The organism is Shewanella mangrovisoli (assembly GCF_019457635.1).
Taxonomy (GTDB): Bacteria; Pseudomonadota; Gammaproteobacteria; order Enterobacterales; family Shewanellaceae; genus Shewanella; species Shewanella mangrovisoli.
The window spans coordinates 2,011,715-2,029,710 of record NZ_CP080412.1; the positions used below are offsets into that span (position 1 = coordinate 2,011,715).

Below are 17,996 nucleotides of genomic sequence, written 5' to 3' on the forward strand. Positions count from 1 at the left end.
AGCATAGTAAGGGTAGAAAATAGCCGAAGCACTGAGCATATATGGACTTTATTGAAGTATACCCTAATGCGTTACCCGATGACCTATGTGATCGTCTCATTCTTGCATTTGAACAACATGCCGGTGTGGTCGATGGTCAAACGGGTAATGGTGTCGACCTCGAAAAGAAGATCAGCCGCGATCTCACCTTAGATAATTTTGCCGATTTACAACCCATCAAGAATGAACTGTTATCTTATACCCTAAAGGGCTCCACGGATTATTTTACTAAGTATTCTATGGCCTTAATGGGCGCGGTGGCGGTTTCGGTGAGTGACGAGCAAGGTCAAGCTGTAACCTTAACGCCGAATAATTTTGAGCGCCTCGGCAAGCCAAGAGCCGAAGCCTTAGTTAAATATTTATACCGCAGTGGCAGCATCAATGTGCAGAAATATCAGCAAAATAAAGGCGGATATCCCCACTGGCACTCGGAGCAATTTCCCCAGCTAAACCACAATGAGGCGCTGCACCGTGTCGTGCTGTATATGTTTTATTTGAACGATGTGGAAGAGGGCGGAGAAACCGAGTTTTATTACCAGCAGCGTAAGATTTCGCCAAAGAAAGGCACTATGGTGATTGCGCCCGCGGGCTTTACCCATTCCCATCGCGGCAATATGCCTATCAGTAACGATAAATATATTGCCACGTCATGGGTGATGTTTAACCGCGCCGAGCAGTTATACGCGGTATATGCATAAAATCCTAGGACTTATTTAGACGGGGATGTGAATGCGAAAGCGCGCGCCCTCTAAGTGGCTTTCTTCAATGCTGAGTTCGCCGCCATAACTGCTGACAATCTCATCACACACGGCTAAGCCAATGCCTTGGCCTGGAGATTGGGTGTCGGCTCTCACGCCCCGCTGAATGATTTTTTGGCGCAGCTTCTCTTCAACCCCTGGTCCGTCATCTTCGACGATTAATTCAAAATCACCTTGATCCGTATAACGGGCGCTGACCTGAACTTGGCTGATACACAAACGGAAGGCATTTTCCATCAGGTTGCCACATAGCTCCATCAAGTCGCCCTTATTGCCCGGAAACTGCAGGTTTGTGGGGATGTTAGCCTTAAATTGCACCTGTTTTTCGCGGTAAATCTTAAATAACATTTGCGCGAGTTGATCGACGAGCGGGGCGATAGTTGTGTGCTCTTGTTTCAAGCCTTGGCGCCCCAACATGGCACGTTTAAGTTGATATTTAACCAGTTGATCCATTTGGCTGATCTGCTCCATGATTTTTTCATTGGCAGATTGTTTACTGAGACTCGTGTCATCGGTAATGGCGTGCACGGCGGCAAGACGGGTTTTTAGGCTGTGGGCCAGATCGTTCATCGCATTTTGATAGCGTTGCTGTTGCGCGCTTGATTGTTGTAAGAGTTGGTTAAGCGCTTGAGTGACCCCTTCAAGCTCAACAGGGTAACCCTCTGAAAGCGACTTCGTCTTACCTTGGTTAATCGATTGCAATTCATTTTGCATCCGTACCAACGGACGCATCCCCCAATAAGCCGCACTGACAAGCAGGATCAGCGCGAGGGCGAGCACCATGGCCAAACGGATATAGGTGCGTTTACTGAATTTGCTGTATTCCTGCTCGAGTTTGGCGGCATCTTTCATCACCAGCAGGTTGTAGTGCACCCCCGCGATTTCGACCGCGAGTAAATACACGAAGTAACCTCTGTCATCGGCCATGGTCAGGTAGTAGGGCGGGGAGTCGTTGCGGATTTCGTTGAAACGCTCGCAAGTATCAAACAATCCTCGGTCAACGGCGAGGGAAGATGTCCATACTTGCTTAAATTTTTCATCGCAGCTCGCCATCACATAGCGTTCTTGCTTGTTATTTTCCTCCAACCAAGCGCTAGTGTCGGGGATTAAGTCATGTTCCCTCAACTCGGCGGCGACTTGGGGGATCTCGGCGATCAGCTGCGCAGTTTCTTCGTTGTAGCTATTTTGCGCATGCAGAATATTGACCATCCATGCGAGGCCAAATCCGACTAAGGTGATGATTGATAATGAGGTGAGAAACATCCGCGTGAGCAGACGTTTCTTCATTTTGAGTCTTAATTGCATGGCAGATTGAATTTATAACCTTGGCCACGGATGGTCACAATCGGGTTGTCGATACCATCGCGGGTAAGTTTTTTACGTAGACGGCTCACCATGACCTCAATGGTGTTAGGATCGCCTTCTTTGTCGCCGTAAATCACATCCAGTAGCCGCTGTTTGGCGACGACTTCATGGCAATGGCGCATCAGATATTCCAAGATGAGGTATTCGAAAGCGGTGACTTCCATGACTTCATTCGCGAGGGTGACCTGTTTGGCGGCAAGATCCAGCTTTAACTCACCACTGGTAATAACGGGTTTAACAAAGCCTGCGCTGCGTCTGACTAAAGCGTCGAGTCTGGCGACTAACTCTTCTTTCTGGAAGGGTTTCACTAAATAGTCGTCGGCACCCGCGTTGAGGCCTTCGACTTTATCTTGCCAGTTAACTCGGGCCGTGAGGATTAAGATAGGCGCCTTAACGCCTTCTTCACGTAATTGTTGTATAAGACTAATGCCGTCTTGATCGGGTAAACCTAAATCAACGATAGCCACATCGATGGGATAGTTCGTCGCTTGGAAGAATCCTTCCTTGGCGGTGAGGGCGACTTGGACTTGGTTGCCCAAATCGCTTAACTGCACTTTTAGATGGTGGGATAAAATAAGATCATCTTCAACAACCAAAATTCTCATAATTCTCATGCCTTAAAGTCGACTGGGCTCAGTGTACGCAAAATATACGCGGGAGCCAAATATTGTCTTATTTTAGCCAATGGCAACTTAACCTCGGCTGACCAAGCTAAAGCAGTGGCTAAAATAAGTACTAATTTATTGTCTTTAAAGCAATTTAGTGATGTTTCTGAACGCTAGAATGCCGTCTTGCTATAACGTGCTCTGTTGCGCCAAATTCCGTTCGCACTCCATACCGCGCCAAGACTAAAGAGCATCACGCCACCCATGATGATTGCCAGCCTTATCCAAGGCGCGTCGTGGGCGATACGCATTTGTACCGCATCGATTGCGGTTGTGCCCCAAACGATAACCACACTGATGAATAATATCGCTTGCAGTAGTCGAATGACGACAGGGTGTTTGATGAGTAAACCCATAGGCGCGAATGCAAATAGGCCAGTTAATATAAGCTGGTCATAGCGTAGAAAATGCGCGCTTAACAGCCAAAAGGCGACAATAATCCAGCTCACTCTCCACCACATAGTTTTCCACTCTATCTTTCTATATTGACGAGGACTAATGTAATGGGTTTTAAAGAACTATTCTATTTGCTTGTTCACAAAATCAGGATAAGACAAATAAAAAAGCCCAACTGAGTTGGGCTTTTTAGTAGATGCAATTGAAAGTGAGGATTATTCTACTTTATGCACTTGTTCATCGAAGTTACCGGCAACTTTACCGGCTTGGGTATTGTTGAATACGGTTTCGTTAAATTCGCCTTCGGATTTGGCAATCACCACAGTCGCGACGCAATCGCCTGTTACGTTAACCGCGGTGCGCACCATATCCAGCAATCGGTCAACACCGATAATGAGGGCAATACCTTCAACGGGCAGACCAACTTGGTTAAGCACCATAGCTAACATGATCAAGCCTACGCCCGGAACCCCAGCAGTACCGATTGACGCTAAGGTCGCGGTGACAACAACGGCAGCATAATCGGTAATGGTTAACTCAATACCAAAGACTTGGGCGATAAATACAGTAGCGACACCTTGCATAATCGCCGTGCCATCCATGTTAATGGTGGCACCTAATGGCAGGGTGAAAGAGGCAATTTTATTATCAACACCGAGTCTGTGCTCAGACGCCTCAATCGTAATCGGTAAGGTGGCGTTTGAGCTTGCGGTTGAAAAGGCAAACAACTGCACATCACGCATCTTACGAATAAAGATCAGCGGATTTAAGCCTGAGAATAACTTAAGCAGGGTCGGGTAGACGATAAAGGCGTGGATGAGTAACACCACCAACACGACAAAGAAATACTTGACCACACTTTCGAATGTTCCCAAACCTAGCGTTAAAGCCAGTTTTGCCATCAGTGCAAACACCCCGTAAGGCGCAAGCTGCATGATCAGCGTAACGACCCGCATGATCACTTCATTTAAATCTTCAAATAACGCAGCAACACGTTTCCCACGTTCGCCAATATGCGCAATCGCAAAGCCAAAAATCACCGCAAAGATAATAATCTGCAGCATATTGCCTTCGCTCATGGCTTGCATCGGATTCGTTGGCACTATATTGATTAGGACGCTCGAAAGACTAGGCGCTTCTTTGGCTGTGTACTCCATTTTTTCGGAAGCGAGCGAAGCATTACCTGGATGAACTAATACCGCGCTGACAATGGCGAGAATTAAAGCAATCGCTGTTGTGAATAAATAAAAGGCTAATGTTTTGCCGCCTAAACGACCTAATTTTGAAGGTTCACTCAGTGAGCAAGTGCCACAAACTAATGAAATAAATACCAGTGGAACCACTAGCATTTTCAAACTTGAGATAAAGATAGTGCCGATAACATGTAAGAAACCTTCAGTAATATAGTCTTTTACGATATCGCTTTCTGGAAAGACGTTGCGGAGTATGAGACCTAAAGCAATACCTGTTGCCATACCGAACAGAATTTTGCTTGTAAGGCCGAATTTCTTTTGTAATAAGGTTGCCATGGGGATTCCTGTGTGTTTTTTATACATTCTAATATTGGCGACGACAAGCCTAGCAAGAAAATGCAGAAGTTTAAATGAGTTCCGATGTTAAACTGACTGCAAAATATGAGAAATAAAATAAGAGAGTATTGGAAAAGTTAGGTGAAAATTGTGTAATGTTAGCCTATAAGTTAAAGGCGTCAATCTTAGTATTATCATCAGAGTAACAGGGAGCCTGACAATGAAGTCAGCGTATAAGGTTTTTCTCGCAGGATTATGTTCACTTTTCTTGGTCGCATGTGGCGGCGGAGGTAATATCTCCGACGATGGCACTGGCACCACTCCAACCCCCAGTGTTATTACTGTCACTATGGGGATTTCAAATACCAATATATCCGCGAATGCGCCTGCCACTGTTACAGCTAAGGTGGTCGATTCGAAGGTTGGAGCGTTAGCGGGTGAATTGGTCACTTTTAGTTTGAGTAATTCAAACATGGGGTCTTTTTTCCCTGCTGCGGCAACTGCATTAACAAATAGTGAAGGTGTTGCCTCTATTATTTTAAATACGGCCACTATTGCAGGTGCTGGCACTGTTAGTGCAAAGATTGATAGTGGTGAATCCGGCAAAATAGGTTTTGTAATGGCGGGTGACGGCGGTCAAGCTGGTGGCGGAGCTCAAGTGACTCTAAAACTGACAGACTCTGCTGGTAACGCGATTGATAGTATTACATCGACGACCCCAGGTATTTTAACTGCCACTGTCACTGGATTATCCAAAGCGGCCATTGTTACTTTTGATACTACTATTGGCGATCTTCCTGTAAAAACAGCAATTACAGACGCGAATGGTAAAGCGAGCGTTAATTTGTACGCAGGGAGTACTCCTGGCGCAGGTACAGCCAAAGCATCACTAAACACTGGTGAATTTGGTGAACAAGTGTTTGTTGTGGGAGCGACCAATGTCCTAATGGGCAGTGGTTCACCTTTTGTGTCAGGCAAAGCTGATGTGAGTGCTACGACCCTATCTGCTGGTGGCACTGCAACCGTTTCTATTCTGCTGCAAGACAGTGACGGTAATCCATTTACTGAGCCAGTCGATGTTAAATTCGCCTCGACTTGTTCTAATAAGGCATCCCCAGAAGCAGTACTTAGCACTCCAGTCACCGCTGTTGGTGGACAGGCAACCAGTACCTATCTTGCGAAAGGCTGTGAAGGTGATGACAATATCACTGTTACTGCCGACGTAGGAGGCAAAAACTTATCAGCCACAGGTAAGATTAATGTATTACCTGCAAGTGTTGGAAGTATTGTTTTTGTTGATGCGACACCTGAAAATATTGGTATTAAAGGTACTGGAACCGTTGAATCTTCCACATTACGTTTTCGAGTGTTAAATACAAATGGTATTCCAGTAGCTAATAAGGTTGTAGATTTTAAACTTAATAATGATTCTGCAGGATTGAGTCTAACGCCTGCAACGGCGACATCTAACAATCAAGGTTATGTACAAACGGTTGTGAACTCTGGTACTGTGGCGACAACTGTTCGAGTGACAGCTACAACGCTTGGTACAGACGGTTCGACTATTTCCAGCCAATCCAATGTATTAGTGGTGTCAACGGGTAAGCCGGACCAAGACAGTTTTTCACTTTCTGCTTCAGTATTAAACGTTGAAGGTTGGAACTATGATGGTGCTAAAGTGACTGTCACTGCTCGTTTAGCCGATGCTTTTAACAACCCTGTACCTGATGGTACCGCTGTGGTGTTTACCGCTGAGGGTGGTTCAATTGAAAGTTCATGCCAAACTAAAGATGGGGTTTGTTCTGTTGTTTGGACCAGCCAGCAACCTCGTCCAGTGGGAGTTGATGGGAATGGACCCTTCTTCGATAGTAGTGGTATACGAGTCAGTGAACCTACCGCTTTCTTAAAGCAAGAAGTGAATCTTGCTGGAGGAAGCTATAATGGCAACTATTACGGTCAACCCTATGGCGGACGCGTGACGATTACCGCTACTGCGATTGGTGAAGAGTCTTTCCCAGATCTGAACAGCAACAACATTCTTGATACTGCTAGTGAATTTAACTTATTCGTGGGTAGTGCAACTAACTGCGGTCGTGACAATAGCGGTGACTGTTATGATTTAAGTGAAGCATATGTTGATCATAACGAAGATGGTATTTATACCCCAAAATACATGACAGCAAGTACCACTGATACCTCTGGTGCACGTGAGACCTTTACGGACTTTATTGATCCAGTCAATCCAACAGGACAAGGTGAGTTCAACTTAGCAGATGGCGAGTATAGTGGTGTGCTTTGTGATGCTTCAGTTTCTGGCGTGAAATGTAGTCCGCAGGCATCAATCTCTGTACGACGTTCGCTGGTACTGGTTATGTCCAGTAGCGAAGCCTATGCAACGACGCTTGGAAACGTTGTGATCAATGATAATGTTGCTGGTAACAACCAAATTGATATTGGTATTAAAGGAACTGCATCTGTGATGTTTACTATTGCTGATATTAATAACCAGCAAATGCCTGCAGGTTCTGTGGTTAACTTCAAAGCCTCAGGTGCTACAGTAACCAGTTCAACAAGTTATACTTGGCCAAGCACCAACTATAACGGTGGCAGACAGTTTGTTGTGAGCTTAAAAGGTGGCGATCAAGCGGATTCTGGTAACTTGATTGTGACAGTCACGACCCCGGGATTAAGTGATGTCGGACTCGAGGGGACAACCTCTGAAGTGTTGAACATTCCTATTGTCGTTAAGTAGGTTTCAACTTAAAAAATAAGGTGCCAATGGCACCTTATTTTTTACCTTCAAATTTTACGCTCAAATCACATTAGCGTTGGAATGGATACACACTTCCCAATTTCATGATTTGGGTGAGCTCATCTAATGCGGTGCGTGATTCAATCACTAATTGCGGATCAGCTAAATCTTGAGTCGATAAACGGTCGCGATAGTGCTTATCCACCCAGGTATTTAAACGCGCGAATAAAGCATCGTTAAGTAAAGTGTGTTGATTCACAGCAGCCACTTCTCGTTCATTCATGGCAACCCGTAAACGCAAGCAGGCGGGACCGCCACCGTTTTGCATACTTTGTTTCACATCGAAATACAGCACTTGCTTGATTGGCGTATTTAACGTGAGTAGCTCATTTAAATACGCATAAATGGCCGGATTCTCTTGGCAGTCCGTTGGGGCAATGATGGCCATTTCGCCCGAGGGGAGAGTGATGATTTGGGTATTAAAGAGGTAGCTCTTTACCGCATCGTTAATCGCCACCTTGGCGGTTGGAACCTCGATAAAGAATAATTCGGTATCGAGTTTTCGTCTTATTTCATCTAACTTAGCCTGTGTATTTAAGAATGCCTGCTCATGGTAAAACAGCACATTTTGGTTACCCACGGCGATCACGTCATTGTGGAATACCCCTTGATCAATGACATCGGGATTTTGTTGAATAAAGACGCAGTTATCTTCCTCAAGTTGGTGCAATCTTGCTATCGCCATCGACGCTTCGAGGGTTTGTCTGGCGGGATATTTTTGTGGTCTCGGCGCATTAGGATTGGTGGCTTCTTGACCGTAAACAAACAGCTCGACCCCAGCATGACCATATTCTTGGCACAGGCGAGTATGATTCGCCGCCCCCTCATCACCGAAGCTATTATGCTCAGGTAAATGATTATGGTGATGAAAATAGTGGGGATCGTTGAAAGTTGCTGTTAAGATGCGCCCCGTTGTGATGGGCTCGATACTGCGATGCAACTTATCGACTAAGTTGGCAGGGGTAAAATGCAGTTTACCGTCACGGGTGTCGGCACTGGGCGACACGGTTGCGGCATTCGCCGTCCACATACTCGAAGCACTGCAACAAGCATTAAGCAGCGCAGGCGCGGTTTTAGCGGCTTGTTGTAATACTTGGGCATCACTGCCAGAAAAACCAATTCGGCGCAGTGTATTAAGATCTGGGCGCTCTTGTGGCGCTAACATGCCTTGGATCATCCCTAAATCAGCGAGTGCTTTGGCTTTTTGCAAACCTTGTTTAGCGGCGGCTTTAGGATTTGAGACTAAAGCGGCGTTGTTGAGTGAGGCCACATTGCCAAAAGACAAACCGGCATAATTGTGGGTTGGCCCAACGAGTCCGTCGAAATTCGCTTCAAAGTGCTTCATTGCTTATCCTTGTGATAGGGAAGGTTATTATTTATTCAAATGGTCCCTGAAGCGACCCAGTATACTGAAGGTTTTTGTGGGCACAAGCGCACGGTTTTGTGCTCAAAGCGACTTTTTCACGATAAATGCATAACTATTTCTTGCTTGCTGGCAAATAATGAAATATTAGTTTTTAATTACGCAATATTATTTTTTTACATTTTTTCAACTTTGATTAAAAAGTGACTCGCTGGTACATATAAAAGAGGGATTAGCTTGAAACTCTCAATGCAACCCTCTATATATGGAGCCAATTTCCACCTTCTTGAGATTTTTTGGCGCAAATCAAACTATGGGTAAATCGCTAGTTATTGTCGAATCACCGGCCAAAGCTAAGACTATTAATAAATATCTTGGCAAAGAATTCATCGTTAAATCGAGCGTGGGGCATATCCGTGACCTACCAACCTCTTCTTCATCTGACGGCAATGAAAAGGTGAAATCCGCCGCCGAAGTGAAGAAGATGTCGCCAGAAGAAAAGGCGCGATATAAAAAGGTGAAAGACCACCAGGCGCTGGTGTCGCGTATGGGCGTTAACCCTGAAAAGGGCTGGGCGGCTAAATATCAAATCCTACCGGGTAAAGAGAAAGTCGTTAAAGAGCTGCAAGCCTTAGCCGATTCTGCTGACCAAATCTATCTCGCAACGGACTTAGACCGTGAAGGGGAAGCCATCGCCTGGCATTTGCAAGAGGTGATTGGTGGCGATCCTTCACGGTATCAACGTGTTGTTTTTAACGAGATCACCAAAACTGCGATTCAAGAAGCCTTTAGTAAACCTTCTGCTCTTGATACCAATATGGTCAATGCCCAACAGGCACGGCGCTTTTTAGACCGTGTCGTCGGCTTTATGGTGTCACCACTGTTGTGGAAGAAGGTTGCCCGTGGATTATCTGCAGGACGAGTACAATCCGTGGCAGTGCGTCTTGTGGTGGAGCGTGAAAGCGAAATCAAAGCCTTTGTACCCGAAGAGTTTTGGGATGTGCATGCACAGCTGAATACGCCTGCGAGCGAAGCGCTGCGCATGGAAGTGGTTAAGTACTTAGACTCAGCCTTTGAGCCAACAAATGAGCAGCAAGCGTTAGCCGCCGTTCAAGCCTTATCTTCAGCCAGCTTTAAAGTGATCGCTCGCGAAGATAAAGCGACCCAAAGTAAACCTTCTGCTCCCTTTATTACCTCGACTCTGCAACAAGCGGCCAGTACTCGCTTAGGCTTTGGAGTGAAGAAAACCATGATGATGGCACAGCGCTTGTACGAAGCGGGTCACATCACTTATATGCGTACCGATTCGACAAACTTAAGCCAAGAAGCGTTAGACAGCGTGCGTGAGATGATCGGCAAGGAGTACGGCGCCAAGTATTTACCTGCCGAACCGATTCGCTACGGCTCTAAGGAAGGCGCGCAAGAGGCGCACGAAGCGATTCGTCCATCAAACGTGAATGTCGAAGCGGCAGCATTAACCGATATGGAGCGTGATGCACAGCGTCTTTATGAGTTGATCTGGCGTCAGTTTGTCTCCTGCCAGATGACACCTGCTCAATACGATGCGACAAAGCTCACTGTGAAGGCGGGTGACTACGAACTGAAAGCGACGGGACGTATCCTGCGCTTTGACGGTTGGACCCGTGTTCAAACCGCATTGAAAAAGAAAAATGAAGAAGACAATACCTTGCCTTCGGTGAACGAAGGTGATCTGTTGTCTCTGGTCGAATTAGAGCCTAAGCAACACTTTACCAAGCCGCCTGCCAGATACAGTGAAGCATCATTGGTAAAAGAATTAGAGAAGCGTGGTATCGGTCGTCCTTCAACCTACGCCACCATTATTTCAACGATTCAAGAACGGGGTTATGTCAAAGTTGAAAACCGCCGTTTCTATGCTGAAAAAATGGGCGAAATTGTCAGTGAGCGTTTAGTCGGTAGTTTTGCTGAGCTTATGAGCTACGACTTTACCGCCAGCATGGAACAGACCCTTGACGACGTCGCCAGCGGTGAGCTGGATTGGAAAAAAGTGCTCGATGGTTTCTATGCCGACTTCACTAAACAACTAGAGAAGGCGGAATTGGCACCAGAAGAAGGCGGTATGCGCCTCAATCAAATGGTGATGACCAATATTAAGTGTCCGACTTGCGGTCGCCCAATGGGGATCCGTACCGGCACAACTGGGGTGTTCTTGGGTTGTTCGGGTTACGAGTTACCACCGAAAGAGCGCTGCAAAACCACCATGAACCTAACGCCAGGCATAGAAGCGATTAGCGACAGTGAAGATGCCGAAACCGATGCGCTACGCGCCAAGCATCGCTGTGGCATTTGCGGTACGGCGATGGACAGCTACCTAATCGACGAAAAGCGCAAGCTGCATGTTTGCGGTAATAACCCCATCTGTGAGGGTTACGAGGTCGAAGAAGGCCAATTTAAGATCAAAGGTTACGAAGGGCCATTAATCGAATGTGACCGCTGTGGCCATGATATGGAACTGAAAAACGGCCGTTTTGGTAAGTATTTCGGCTGTACTAACGAGGAATGTAAGAATACTCGTAAGTTACTGAAAAACGGTGAAGCTGCGCCACCAAAAGAAGATCCTATTTATCTGCCAGAGCTGAAATGCAGCAAGTCTGATGCGCATTTTGTGCTGCGTGACGGTGCGGCGGGGATTTTCTTGGCAGCCAGTACTTTCCCTAAATCTCGGGAAACCCGGGCGCCACTGGTTGAAGAGTTAGTGAAATATCGCGAGCTATTGTGGCCAAAATATCAGTATCTTGCCGATGCTCCTATCGCCGATGATGAGGGGAATAAAGCGGCGGTTAAGTTTAGCCGTAAGACCAAAGAGCAATATGTGGCGACCGAAGTTGATGGTAAAGCAACCGGATGGTCGGCCCATTATGTGAATGGTAAATGGGTGACTGAATCGACGGCGAAGAAAGCCAAAAAGTAACGCCTATTCTCAATAGGATTTAAGTTCCTTTTCTTCGCGGTATAGGCAAATGGGCTCACTTAAGGTGAGCCCATTTTGTTATCTAGAGTTAAATACCCGATGACAGCAATGACAGTGCTTTATCGATAACCGAGATATTGAGCATCAAAATATCACGCATAAAAAAGCCAAGTCACAGACTTGGCTTTTTTATGGAAACGTTCCTCATTTAGAAAAGCGATATCACCATTTCTTCTTGGGTTGAAACAGCATATCGATATCATCTTCTTCATTTTTGGGTCTAGGCGCACTCGGGGCAGAAAGCTTTTGTGCGCCCATAATCTCATCTAACAGCATTTTGGCTTCATCGACCTTGCGGGCAATAAAAGGGTCATTCGGCGTTTGTGCTTTAATGGCGTGTAGGGTTGCTAAAGCTTTGGTAACCATTTGCTTAGATGAGCCATATTGCTTCATAAAGCTCGCGGCACGGGCACGAGACAGCATGGAATCGACGTTAATTCGCAGTTGTAAACTATCGATACGATTCTCTTCCTGGGCAAACACATTGGGATCGACACGACCCTTATTATGCTCGGCACGTAAAATGGCTTTCAGTTTTTTGAGTGTCTGTACTAATACTAAGATCTGCTTGTCATTATCCGGCAATCTAAAATTTTCGATGGGGGGCATCTGTGGCGTGTTAGATTGCAATGTCTCGATTTGTGACTTGAGATCGGTAAGACGACGTTGAAAATCCGATTGCTGTTGACTCGTACTTAAAGTGGTGGCGATTTCTAACGCTTCTTGCACACGGCGGTAGAGCACTAAGATGATGTGTGTACTACAAGGTATCATCCCAGTGTTGGATAATACGGTTTCAGTTTCATCAATAATTGCGCGTTGACGGGCAAATTCTATGCGACGTTCAGCCTCAGCACGTTCTTTTTGTTGTTGTATAACGTTAATTCCGATAACAAGCAGTAAAAGTGCACCGATGAGGATCAGAACCAAGGTGAATGTCATAGCTGTTCCATTATTTATCTAATTAGGGTAATGCTACAATAAATCAATAAACTAGCATAGATATCTTAGCCTAGGTTATCATTTCTGTCGTATGAAACTTAAGACTTGTGCTCTATATTCCTATTTGCTTTAATTTTTACTATATACTATAACGATTGATTATAGCTGATACTGAGTTGCGCCATTTTCGCCAATCCAATTCAGCCTGTTTGAGACAAGGACATAAGATGAAACTGCAACAGCTCAGGTATATTGCTGAGGTCGTCAAACACAACCTTAACGTATCGGCCACAGCGGAAAATTTATATACCTCACAACCTGGGATCAGTAAGCAAGTTCGCATGTTGGAAGATGAGTTGGGTATCCAGATTTTTGGACGCAGTGGTAAGCATTTGACCCATGTGACACCCGCCGGACAGCAGGTGATTAATATCGCCAACGATATCTTAGGCAAAGTCGAAAGCATTAAAAAAGTTTCCGAAGAATATACTAAGCCCGATCAAGGCGAGTTGAATATCGCCACCACGGATACGCAGGCGCGTTATGCGTTACCCCATATTATTCGCCAATTCATCGACCGCTATCCTAAAGTCAACCTACATATGCACCAAGGCACGCCATCGCAGATCAGCGAACAAGCGGCACGCGGTGATGCTGACTTTGCGATTGCCACCGAAGCGATGCACTTGTATTCCGACCTAATCATGTTGCCCTGTTACCATTGGAACCGCTCGGTTGTGGTCCCCAAAGATCATCCATTGGCGACCCGCACCCATATCAGTATCGAAGATTTAGCCCGTTTCCCATTAGTCACTTATGTGTTTGGTTTTGACCGTGCATCGGAGATTGAAAAAGCCTTTAACCGCGCCAACCTCGAGCCGCGGGTGGTCTTTAGTGCGACCAGCGCCGATGTGCTCAAAACCTATGTACGTTTAGGCTTAGGGGTTGGGGTGATTGCGTCTATGGCGATAGACCCTAATATCGATAAAGACTTAGTTGCCATTGATGCGGGCCATTTATTTGCCCACAGTACGACTAAGATCGGTTTTAGAAAGGGCAGCTTCTTACGAAGTTATATGTATGATTTTATTCAACACTTTGCGCCGCATTTAACCCGTGATGTGGTTGAAAAGGCCGTGGCATTACGCGATCAACAACTTATTGATGAAATGTTTGCTGATAAAAATCTGCCAATGCGTTGATTCAATAGTGTTAGAGACAATAAAAAATGCCGCAATAAATGCGGCATTTTTATATGGAATTGACTGCGGTCATAGCCGAATTAGGTCAAATCCACTTTATCCATTTCAAGCTGACCTAAGGCAATGACGGCTTGTGTACGATTACGGACACCCAGCTTTCTAAAAATCGCGGTGGCGTGGGCTTTGATGGTGGCTTCAGACACACCTAAGTCATAGGCGATTTGCTTATTGAGCAAGCCCTCAGCGAACATCTGCAGCACTTTATATTGCTGTGGTGTCAGGTCGGAGAGTTTATTCGCCATCTTATCCGTATCATCATCTTCAATCGGGATGATTTCGGCGCCAGCAGGTAACCAGATATCCCCAAATAATACGGCGGTGAGCGCTTCTTTTAAGGTTTCCATCGAGGCTGATTTAGGAATAAAACCACTGCCGCCATAATGGATAGCACGGCTAATAGTATTGATATCCTCATGGGCCGAAATCACTACCACTGGCAGTTCAGGGTAGTGGGAGCGAAGGTGGATAAGCGTCGAATAGCCATGGGAGCCAGGCATTTGCAGATCCAGCAAAACCAAATCGTAATTCACAGTTTGTGAATCTAACACTGACTGCAACGCATCTGCACTGTCGGCCTCATACCATTGGGTGTGCTCAAAAGCGCTACTGAGGGCTTGACGTAGTGCATTTCGAAACAATGGATGGTCATCGGCAATAATTATATTTAAGTTTTCTAGCTTCATGGCTTTGTTGGTTATGTTCGTGGCACGTGAAGATTAAACCCAATGTAACAGAAAAGTAATCGAGGATCCTATTGCTTTATGCAGTAAGATTGACAAAATTTTTATATGTTTCTGGTTGTTATACTTTTGTCTATCAAAAGTGGGCGGGATATTCACATAAAAATGAGCCCCAAAACCAAGGGGTTTAAGGGCTAGAGTGCGTTATCTTGGCTGACTAAATCTTATTCAGCGGTCCACACCTGAGTTGGGTGGCGTTGTTCGTCAACCGCAACAAAGGTGAATACGCCGCGGATCGCATGCTCGCGATGATCTTGATACATGTCTTCGACGAAAATATTCACTTCCACCTTTAACGAGGTATTACCCACATGGATCACGCGGGCGATGAGTTCGGCTAAGGTGCCGGCTGGGATTGGTTTTTTAAAGTCGATTCTATCGGAGCTGACGGTCACTAAGGTTTTACGGCAAAAGCGAGTCGCCGCAATAAAGGCGGTTTCATCCATCCAGGCTAACGCTTCGCCACCGAATAAGGTGTTGTGGTGATTGGTGATAGACGGGAATACCGCCTTGATCACCCGCGCTTCGGATTGATTGATCCGTTGTTCGATGGCATCAGAAAAGGCGGGGCGGCTAGAGTCGAGCGAGTTTGGCATACGGCAACCTGAGGTTATGCATTTTTAAAGAGGCGCAATTATAGTGAGTTTTCAATTTGAATGGTAGAAAACGCCTATATCGTTAGGTGTTAAGGTAAAACGAAAAGTAAAAAGGCTTCCAGTGGAAGCCTTTTTACTGTGGGTCATCGACTTATTTACCGAGCAACTCACGTCTATCTCGAGAGGCTTTAGCCAGGTCGCGCAGTAACTTTTCCGAGTCATCCCAATGCAGGCACGCATCTGTGATGCTTTGGCCGTAGCATAATGGCTGACCCTCAACCACCTTCTGGTTGCCTTCCTGTAAGAAACTTTCGGCCATCACCCCAGCAATTGCCGTGCTGCCCGCGCGCATTTGCGCCATGATATTGTCGGCAACGACTAACTGCTTCAGGTGATTCTTTTCGCTATTGCCATGGCTAAAATCAACCACCATACGTGGTGTTACATTGACGGACTCAAGTTTTAATCTTGCTTCTTCAATGTCTTGCTCAAAGTAATTCGGCTTTTTACCACCACGTAAAATGATGTGGCCGTAAGGATTACCATGGGTGCGATAGACAGACATGGCACCGTCTTTATCCGGTGAATAGAAGATATGTGGCACTTTTGCTGCGCGCACCGCATCGACGGCGATATTAATATTGCCATCGGTACCGTTCTTAAAGCCTACGGGGCAGGAAAGCGCCGAGGCCATTTCGCGGTGGACTTGGCTTTCGGTGGTGCGGGCGCCGATAGCGCCCCAGGTGATTAGGTCGGCAATGTATTGACCGTTCACCATATCTAAAAATTCGGTGGCAATCGGTAATTTGAGCTCCGTGATTTGCTGCAATAACTCACGGGCAATACGTAAACCTTTATTCGGCTCGAAGCTGCCGTCTAAATCAGGATCGGAGATTAACCCCTTCCAACCGACGATAGTGCGTGGTTTTTCAAAATACACGCGCATTAAAATGCAGAGATCGTCCTTCAACTCTTGGTGCAATACGGCTAAACGGCGAGCGTAGTCGAGGGCGGCTTGAGTGTCATGGATAGAGCAGGGGCCAATGATCACTAATAGGCGTTGATCTTCGCCCATAATAATGGCTTCGACTTCACGACGTTGCTGAACGAGATAATCGGCTGCATCTTGGGTTAACGGGTACTCAGATGCCAGTTGTGCAGGTGAGATGACTTTAGCTAATAAGGAAGTGCGTAATTCGTCTGTTTTAATGGTCATTCAAAATACCGAGCTTGCGTGCGGCGCTTTTCGCCAGATTGCCTCGGATTATAACGAATCGAACAGCATTGCACAGTGCCAATTGTGTTAATTGTCGGCAACTGTGCAATGAATTTGATTTAAGTTAGACCTATTTAGCCTAAATCGAGGGACTCGATTGTCTCGTTCGAAATCACGATGATTAGGGCGTGTTGACGTTTCGAGATTAGATTTTGTTCGTTCTGGCAAGCATGTGCTCGCGAAACGAGGAATGATGTGTAGTTATTCTACCCAAATGACGAGCGGCTCTTATGACAGAAAGTAAGAGCAAGGGCTTGCCAGACGAACCCTTCGGGCAGCATTTGGCTGGCGTTTCTGCCGCGTTATCGTCCGTTTATGTAGAATAACTACACAGCACGGACTCTGCCTTGCATAAACGCCAGCCAAATTGCTGCAAAAATAACCCTGAGACGTCAACACGCCCTAAAACATATGACGTTCTAAGCCTGTCACGTCCAAAATTTTAGTGGCGATTTCTTCGACCGAGTGGTTGGTGGTGTCGATATAAGGAATACGTTCACGTTTAAACATCATCTCGACTTCTTTTACCTCTAAACGACACTGCTTTAAGGACGAGTAGCGGCTGTTTTCCATGCGGCTTTGGCGAATCTCGTGTAAGCGCACCGGATCAATGGTTAAGCCGAACAACTTTTTCTTATTGCGTTTTAACGCTTCAGGTAGTTTCAGGTTATCCATATCGTCTTCAGTGAACGGATAGTTGGCCGCTTTAATGCCAAATTGCATCGATAAATAGAGGCTAGATGGGGTTTTACCGCAGCGAGACACGCCAAGTAGGATTAAATCGGCCTGATCCATGTGTTTCATGGTTTGGCCATCGTCATTGTCCATCGCAAAATTGATGGCATCGATACGGGCTTCGTAGCCGTGATTAGCTTTCCCGTGGGTGCGATGTAACACCGGAGAGGCGCTAACGCCTAAATGTTGTTCAAGTGGTGCAACGAAGGTATTTAAAAAATCGTAATCGAGACCTTCACTCGAATAAATAATGTCCCGAATTTCAGGTTTTACGATCGAATGGAACACTAACGGCCTTTCACCTGTTGTAATAAAACAATCATTAATTTGTCGTTTAACGTTCTCGGCTTTTGCCAATGTTTCAACAAATGGAATTGTAAGTGACTCAAATTCTAATGGAAATTGCGAGAGTACTGCATGCCCAAAAACCTCAGCTGTGATCGCTGTCCCGTCGGAGATGTAAAATACCTTTGGTGCCATACTGACCTCTTGTAGTAATAAAATTACA

At 45.9% G+C, this 17,996-nt stretch carries 14 protein-coding genes; 4 read left to right on the forward strand and 10 right to left on the reverse strand.

Annotation, left to right across the window (positions count from 1 at the left end):
• Nucleotides 1-41: 41 nt before the first annotated feature.
• Nucleotides 42-737 carry a 2OG-Fe(II) oxygenase gene (locus tag K0H60_RS08935; RefSeq protein WP_220057905.1) on the forward strand — a complete coding sequence of 232 codons (696 nt, stop codon included), beginning with the start codon at nt 42-44 and terminating at the stop codon, nt 735-737.
• Between the two features lie 15 nt (nt 738-752).
• Here the strand turns inward: K0H60_RS08935 and K0H60_RS08940 are convergent, their stop codons facing one another.
• The 4 genes from K0H60_RS08940 to K0H60_RS08955 all read right to left on the reverse strand — a co-directional run bounded on the left by K0H60_RS08940 (nt 753) and on the right by K0H60_RS08955 (nt 4,752).
• Nucleotides 753-2,102, reverse strand: coding sequence for an ATP-binding protein (locus K0H60_RS08940; protein ID WP_220057906.1), 1,350 nt, complete (start codon nt 2,100-2,102; stop codon nt 753-755).
• A complete protein-coding gene (locus K0H60_RS08945) occupies nt 2,093-2,767 on the reverse strand; it encodes a response regulator (protein ID WP_041412604.1) in 675 nt (224 codons plus the stop codon). Before K0H60_RS08945 ends, K0H60_RS08940 begins: the two co-directional genes overlap by 10 nt.
• 173 nt (nt 2,768-2,940) lie before the next feature.
• Entirely contained in the window at nt 2,941-3,288 is a 348-nt protein-coding gene (locus K0H60_RS08950; RefSeq protein ID WP_220057907.1) for a hypothetical protein, read from the reverse strand.
• 150 nt (nt 3,289-3,438) lie between these two features.
• Nucleotides 3,439-4,752, reverse strand: a complete 1,314-nt coding sequence (locus K0H60_RS08955; RefSeq protein ID WP_220057908.1) for a dicarboxylate/amino acid:cation symporter — start codon at nt 4,750-4,752, stop codon at nt 3,439-3,441.
• Nucleotides 4,753-4,972: 220 nt separating this feature from the next.
• On the opposite strand from K0H60_RS08955, the gene K0H60_RS08960 reads away from it, so the two are divergent.
• Nucleotides 4,973-7,504 (forward strand): Ig-like domain-containing protein, encoded by a 2,532-nt coding sequence (locus K0H60_RS08960; protein ID WP_220057909.1) that lies wholly within the window; start codon nt 4,973-4,975, stop codon nt 7,502-7,504.
• A gap of 70 nt (nt 7,505-7,574) precedes the next feature.
• Here K0H60_RS08960 and astB read toward each other — a convergent pair whose 3' ends face one another.
• Nucleotides 7,575-8,909: an N-succinylarginine dihydrolase gene (gene astB / locus K0H60_RS08965; protein ID WP_220057910.1), complete on the reverse strand. Its 1,335-nt coding sequence runs from the start codon at nt 8,907-8,909 to the stop codon at nt 7,575-7,577.
• Between the two features lie 331 nt (nt 8,910-9,240).
• Here astB and topA point away from each other — a divergent pair, with 331 nt between their 5' ends.
• Nucleotides 9,241-11,877 (forward strand): type I DNA topoisomerase, encoded by a 2,637-nt coding sequence (gene topA / locus K0H60_RS08970; RefSeq protein WP_220057911.1) that lies wholly within the window; start codon nt 9,241-9,243, stop codon nt 11,875-11,877.
• Nucleotides 11,878-12,099: 222 nt separating this feature from the next.
• Here topA and zomB read toward each other — a convergent pair whose 3' ends face one another.
• Nucleotides 12,100-12,879, reverse strand: coding sequence for a flagellar motor control protein ZomB (zomB, locus tag K0H60_RS08975; protein WP_088211589.1), 780 nt, complete (start codon nt 12,877-12,879; stop codon nt 12,100-12,102).
• Nucleotides 12,880-13,106: 227 nt separating this feature from the next.
• Here zomB and cysB point away from each other — a divergent pair, with 227 nt between their 5' ends.
• Nucleotides 13,107-14,081 carry an HTH-type transcriptional regulator CysB gene (cysB, locus tag K0H60_RS08980; RefSeq protein ID WP_011622367.1) on the forward strand — a complete coding sequence of 325 codons (975 nt, stop codon included), beginning with the start codon at nt 13,107-13,109 and terminating at the stop codon, nt 14,079-14,081.
• 80 nt (nt 14,082-14,161) lie between these two features.
• Here the strand turns inward: cysB and K0H60_RS08985 are convergent, their stop codons facing one another.
• The 4 genes from K0H60_RS08985 to ppsR all read right to left on the reverse strand — a co-directional run bounded on the left by K0H60_RS08985 (nt 14,162) and on the right by ppsR (nt 17,968).
• Nucleotides 14,162-14,824: a response regulator transcription factor gene (locus tag K0H60_RS08985; RefSeq protein ID WP_011716753.1), complete on the reverse strand. Its 663-nt coding sequence runs from the start codon at nt 14,822-14,824 to the stop codon at nt 14,162-14,164.
• 221 nt (nt 14,825-15,045) lie between these two features.
• A complete protein-coding gene (locus tag K0H60_RS08990) occupies nt 15,046-15,477 on the reverse strand; it encodes an acyl-CoA thioesterase (protein WP_011622369.1) in 432 nt (143 codons plus the stop codon).
• Nucleotides 15,478-15,628: 151 nt separating this feature from the next.
• Complete coding sequence (locus K0H60_RS08995) at nt 15,629-16,693, reverse strand: 3-deoxy-7-phosphoheptulonate synthase (RefSeq protein WP_220057912.1); 1,065 nt, start codon at nt 16,691-16,693, stop codon at nt 15,629-15,631.
• A 462-nt stretch (nt 16,694-17,155) separates the two neighbouring features.
• A complete protein-coding gene (ppsR, locus tag K0H60_RS09000) occupies nt 17,156-17,968 on the reverse strand; it encodes a posphoenolpyruvate synthetase regulatory kinase/phosphorylase PpsR (RefSeq protein ID WP_011622371.1) in 813 nt (270 codons plus the stop codon).
• Nucleotides 17,969-17,996: the final 28 nt, after the last annotated feature.

Coding starts and splice junctions, on each gene's coding strand:
- K0H60_RS08935 (WP_220057905.1), top strand. CDS start 42: ATGGACTTTATTGAAGTATACCCTAATGCGTTACCCGATGACCTATGT.
- K0H60_RS08940 (WP_220057906.1), bottom strand. CDS start 2,102: ATGCAATTAAGACTCAAAATGAAGAAACGTCTGCTCACGCGGATGTTT.
- K0H60_RS08945 (WP_041412604.1), bottom strand. CDS start 2,767: ATGAGAATTTTGGTTGTTGAAGATGATCTTATTTTATCCCACCATCTA.
- K0H60_RS08950 (WP_220057907.1), bottom strand. CDS start 3,288: ATGTGGTGGAGAGTGAGCTGGATTATTGTCGCCTTTTGGCTGTTAAGC.
- K0H60_RS08955 (WP_220057908.1), bottom strand. CDS start 4,752: ATGGCAACCTTATTACAAAAGAAATTCGGCCTTACAAGCAAAATTCTG.
- K0H60_RS08960 (WP_220057909.1), top strand. CDS start 4,973: ATGAAGTCAGCGTATAAGGTTTTTCTCGCAGGATTATGTTCACTTTTC.
- astB (WP_220057910.1), bottom strand. CDS start 8,909: ATGAAGCACTTTGAAGCGAATTTCGACGGACTCGTTGGGCCAACCCAC.
- topA (WP_220057911.1), top strand. CDS start 9,241: ATGGGTAAATCGCTAGTTATTGTCGAATCACCGGCCAAAGCTAAGACT.
- zomB (WP_088211589.1), bottom strand. CDS start 12,879: ATGACATTCACCTTGGTTCTGATCCTCATCGGTGCACTTTTACTGCTT.
- cysB (WP_011622367.1), top strand. CDS start 13,107: ATGAAACTGCAACAGCTCAGGTATATTGCTGAGGTCGTCAAACACAAC.
- K0H60_RS08985 (WP_011716753.1), bottom strand. CDS start 14,824: ATGAAGCTAGAAAACTTAAATATAATTATTGCCGATGACCATCCATTG.
- K0H60_RS08990 (WP_011622369.1), bottom strand. CDS start 15,477: ATGCCAAACTCGCTCGACTCTAGCCGCCCCGCCTTTTCTGATGCCATC.
- K0H60_RS08995 (WP_220057912.1), bottom strand. CDS start 16,693: ATGACCATTAAAACAGACGAATTACGCACTTCCTTATTAGCTAAAGTC.
- ppsR (WP_011622371.1), bottom strand. CDS start 17,968: ATGGCACCAAAGGTATTTTACATCTCCGACGGGACAGCGATCACAGCT.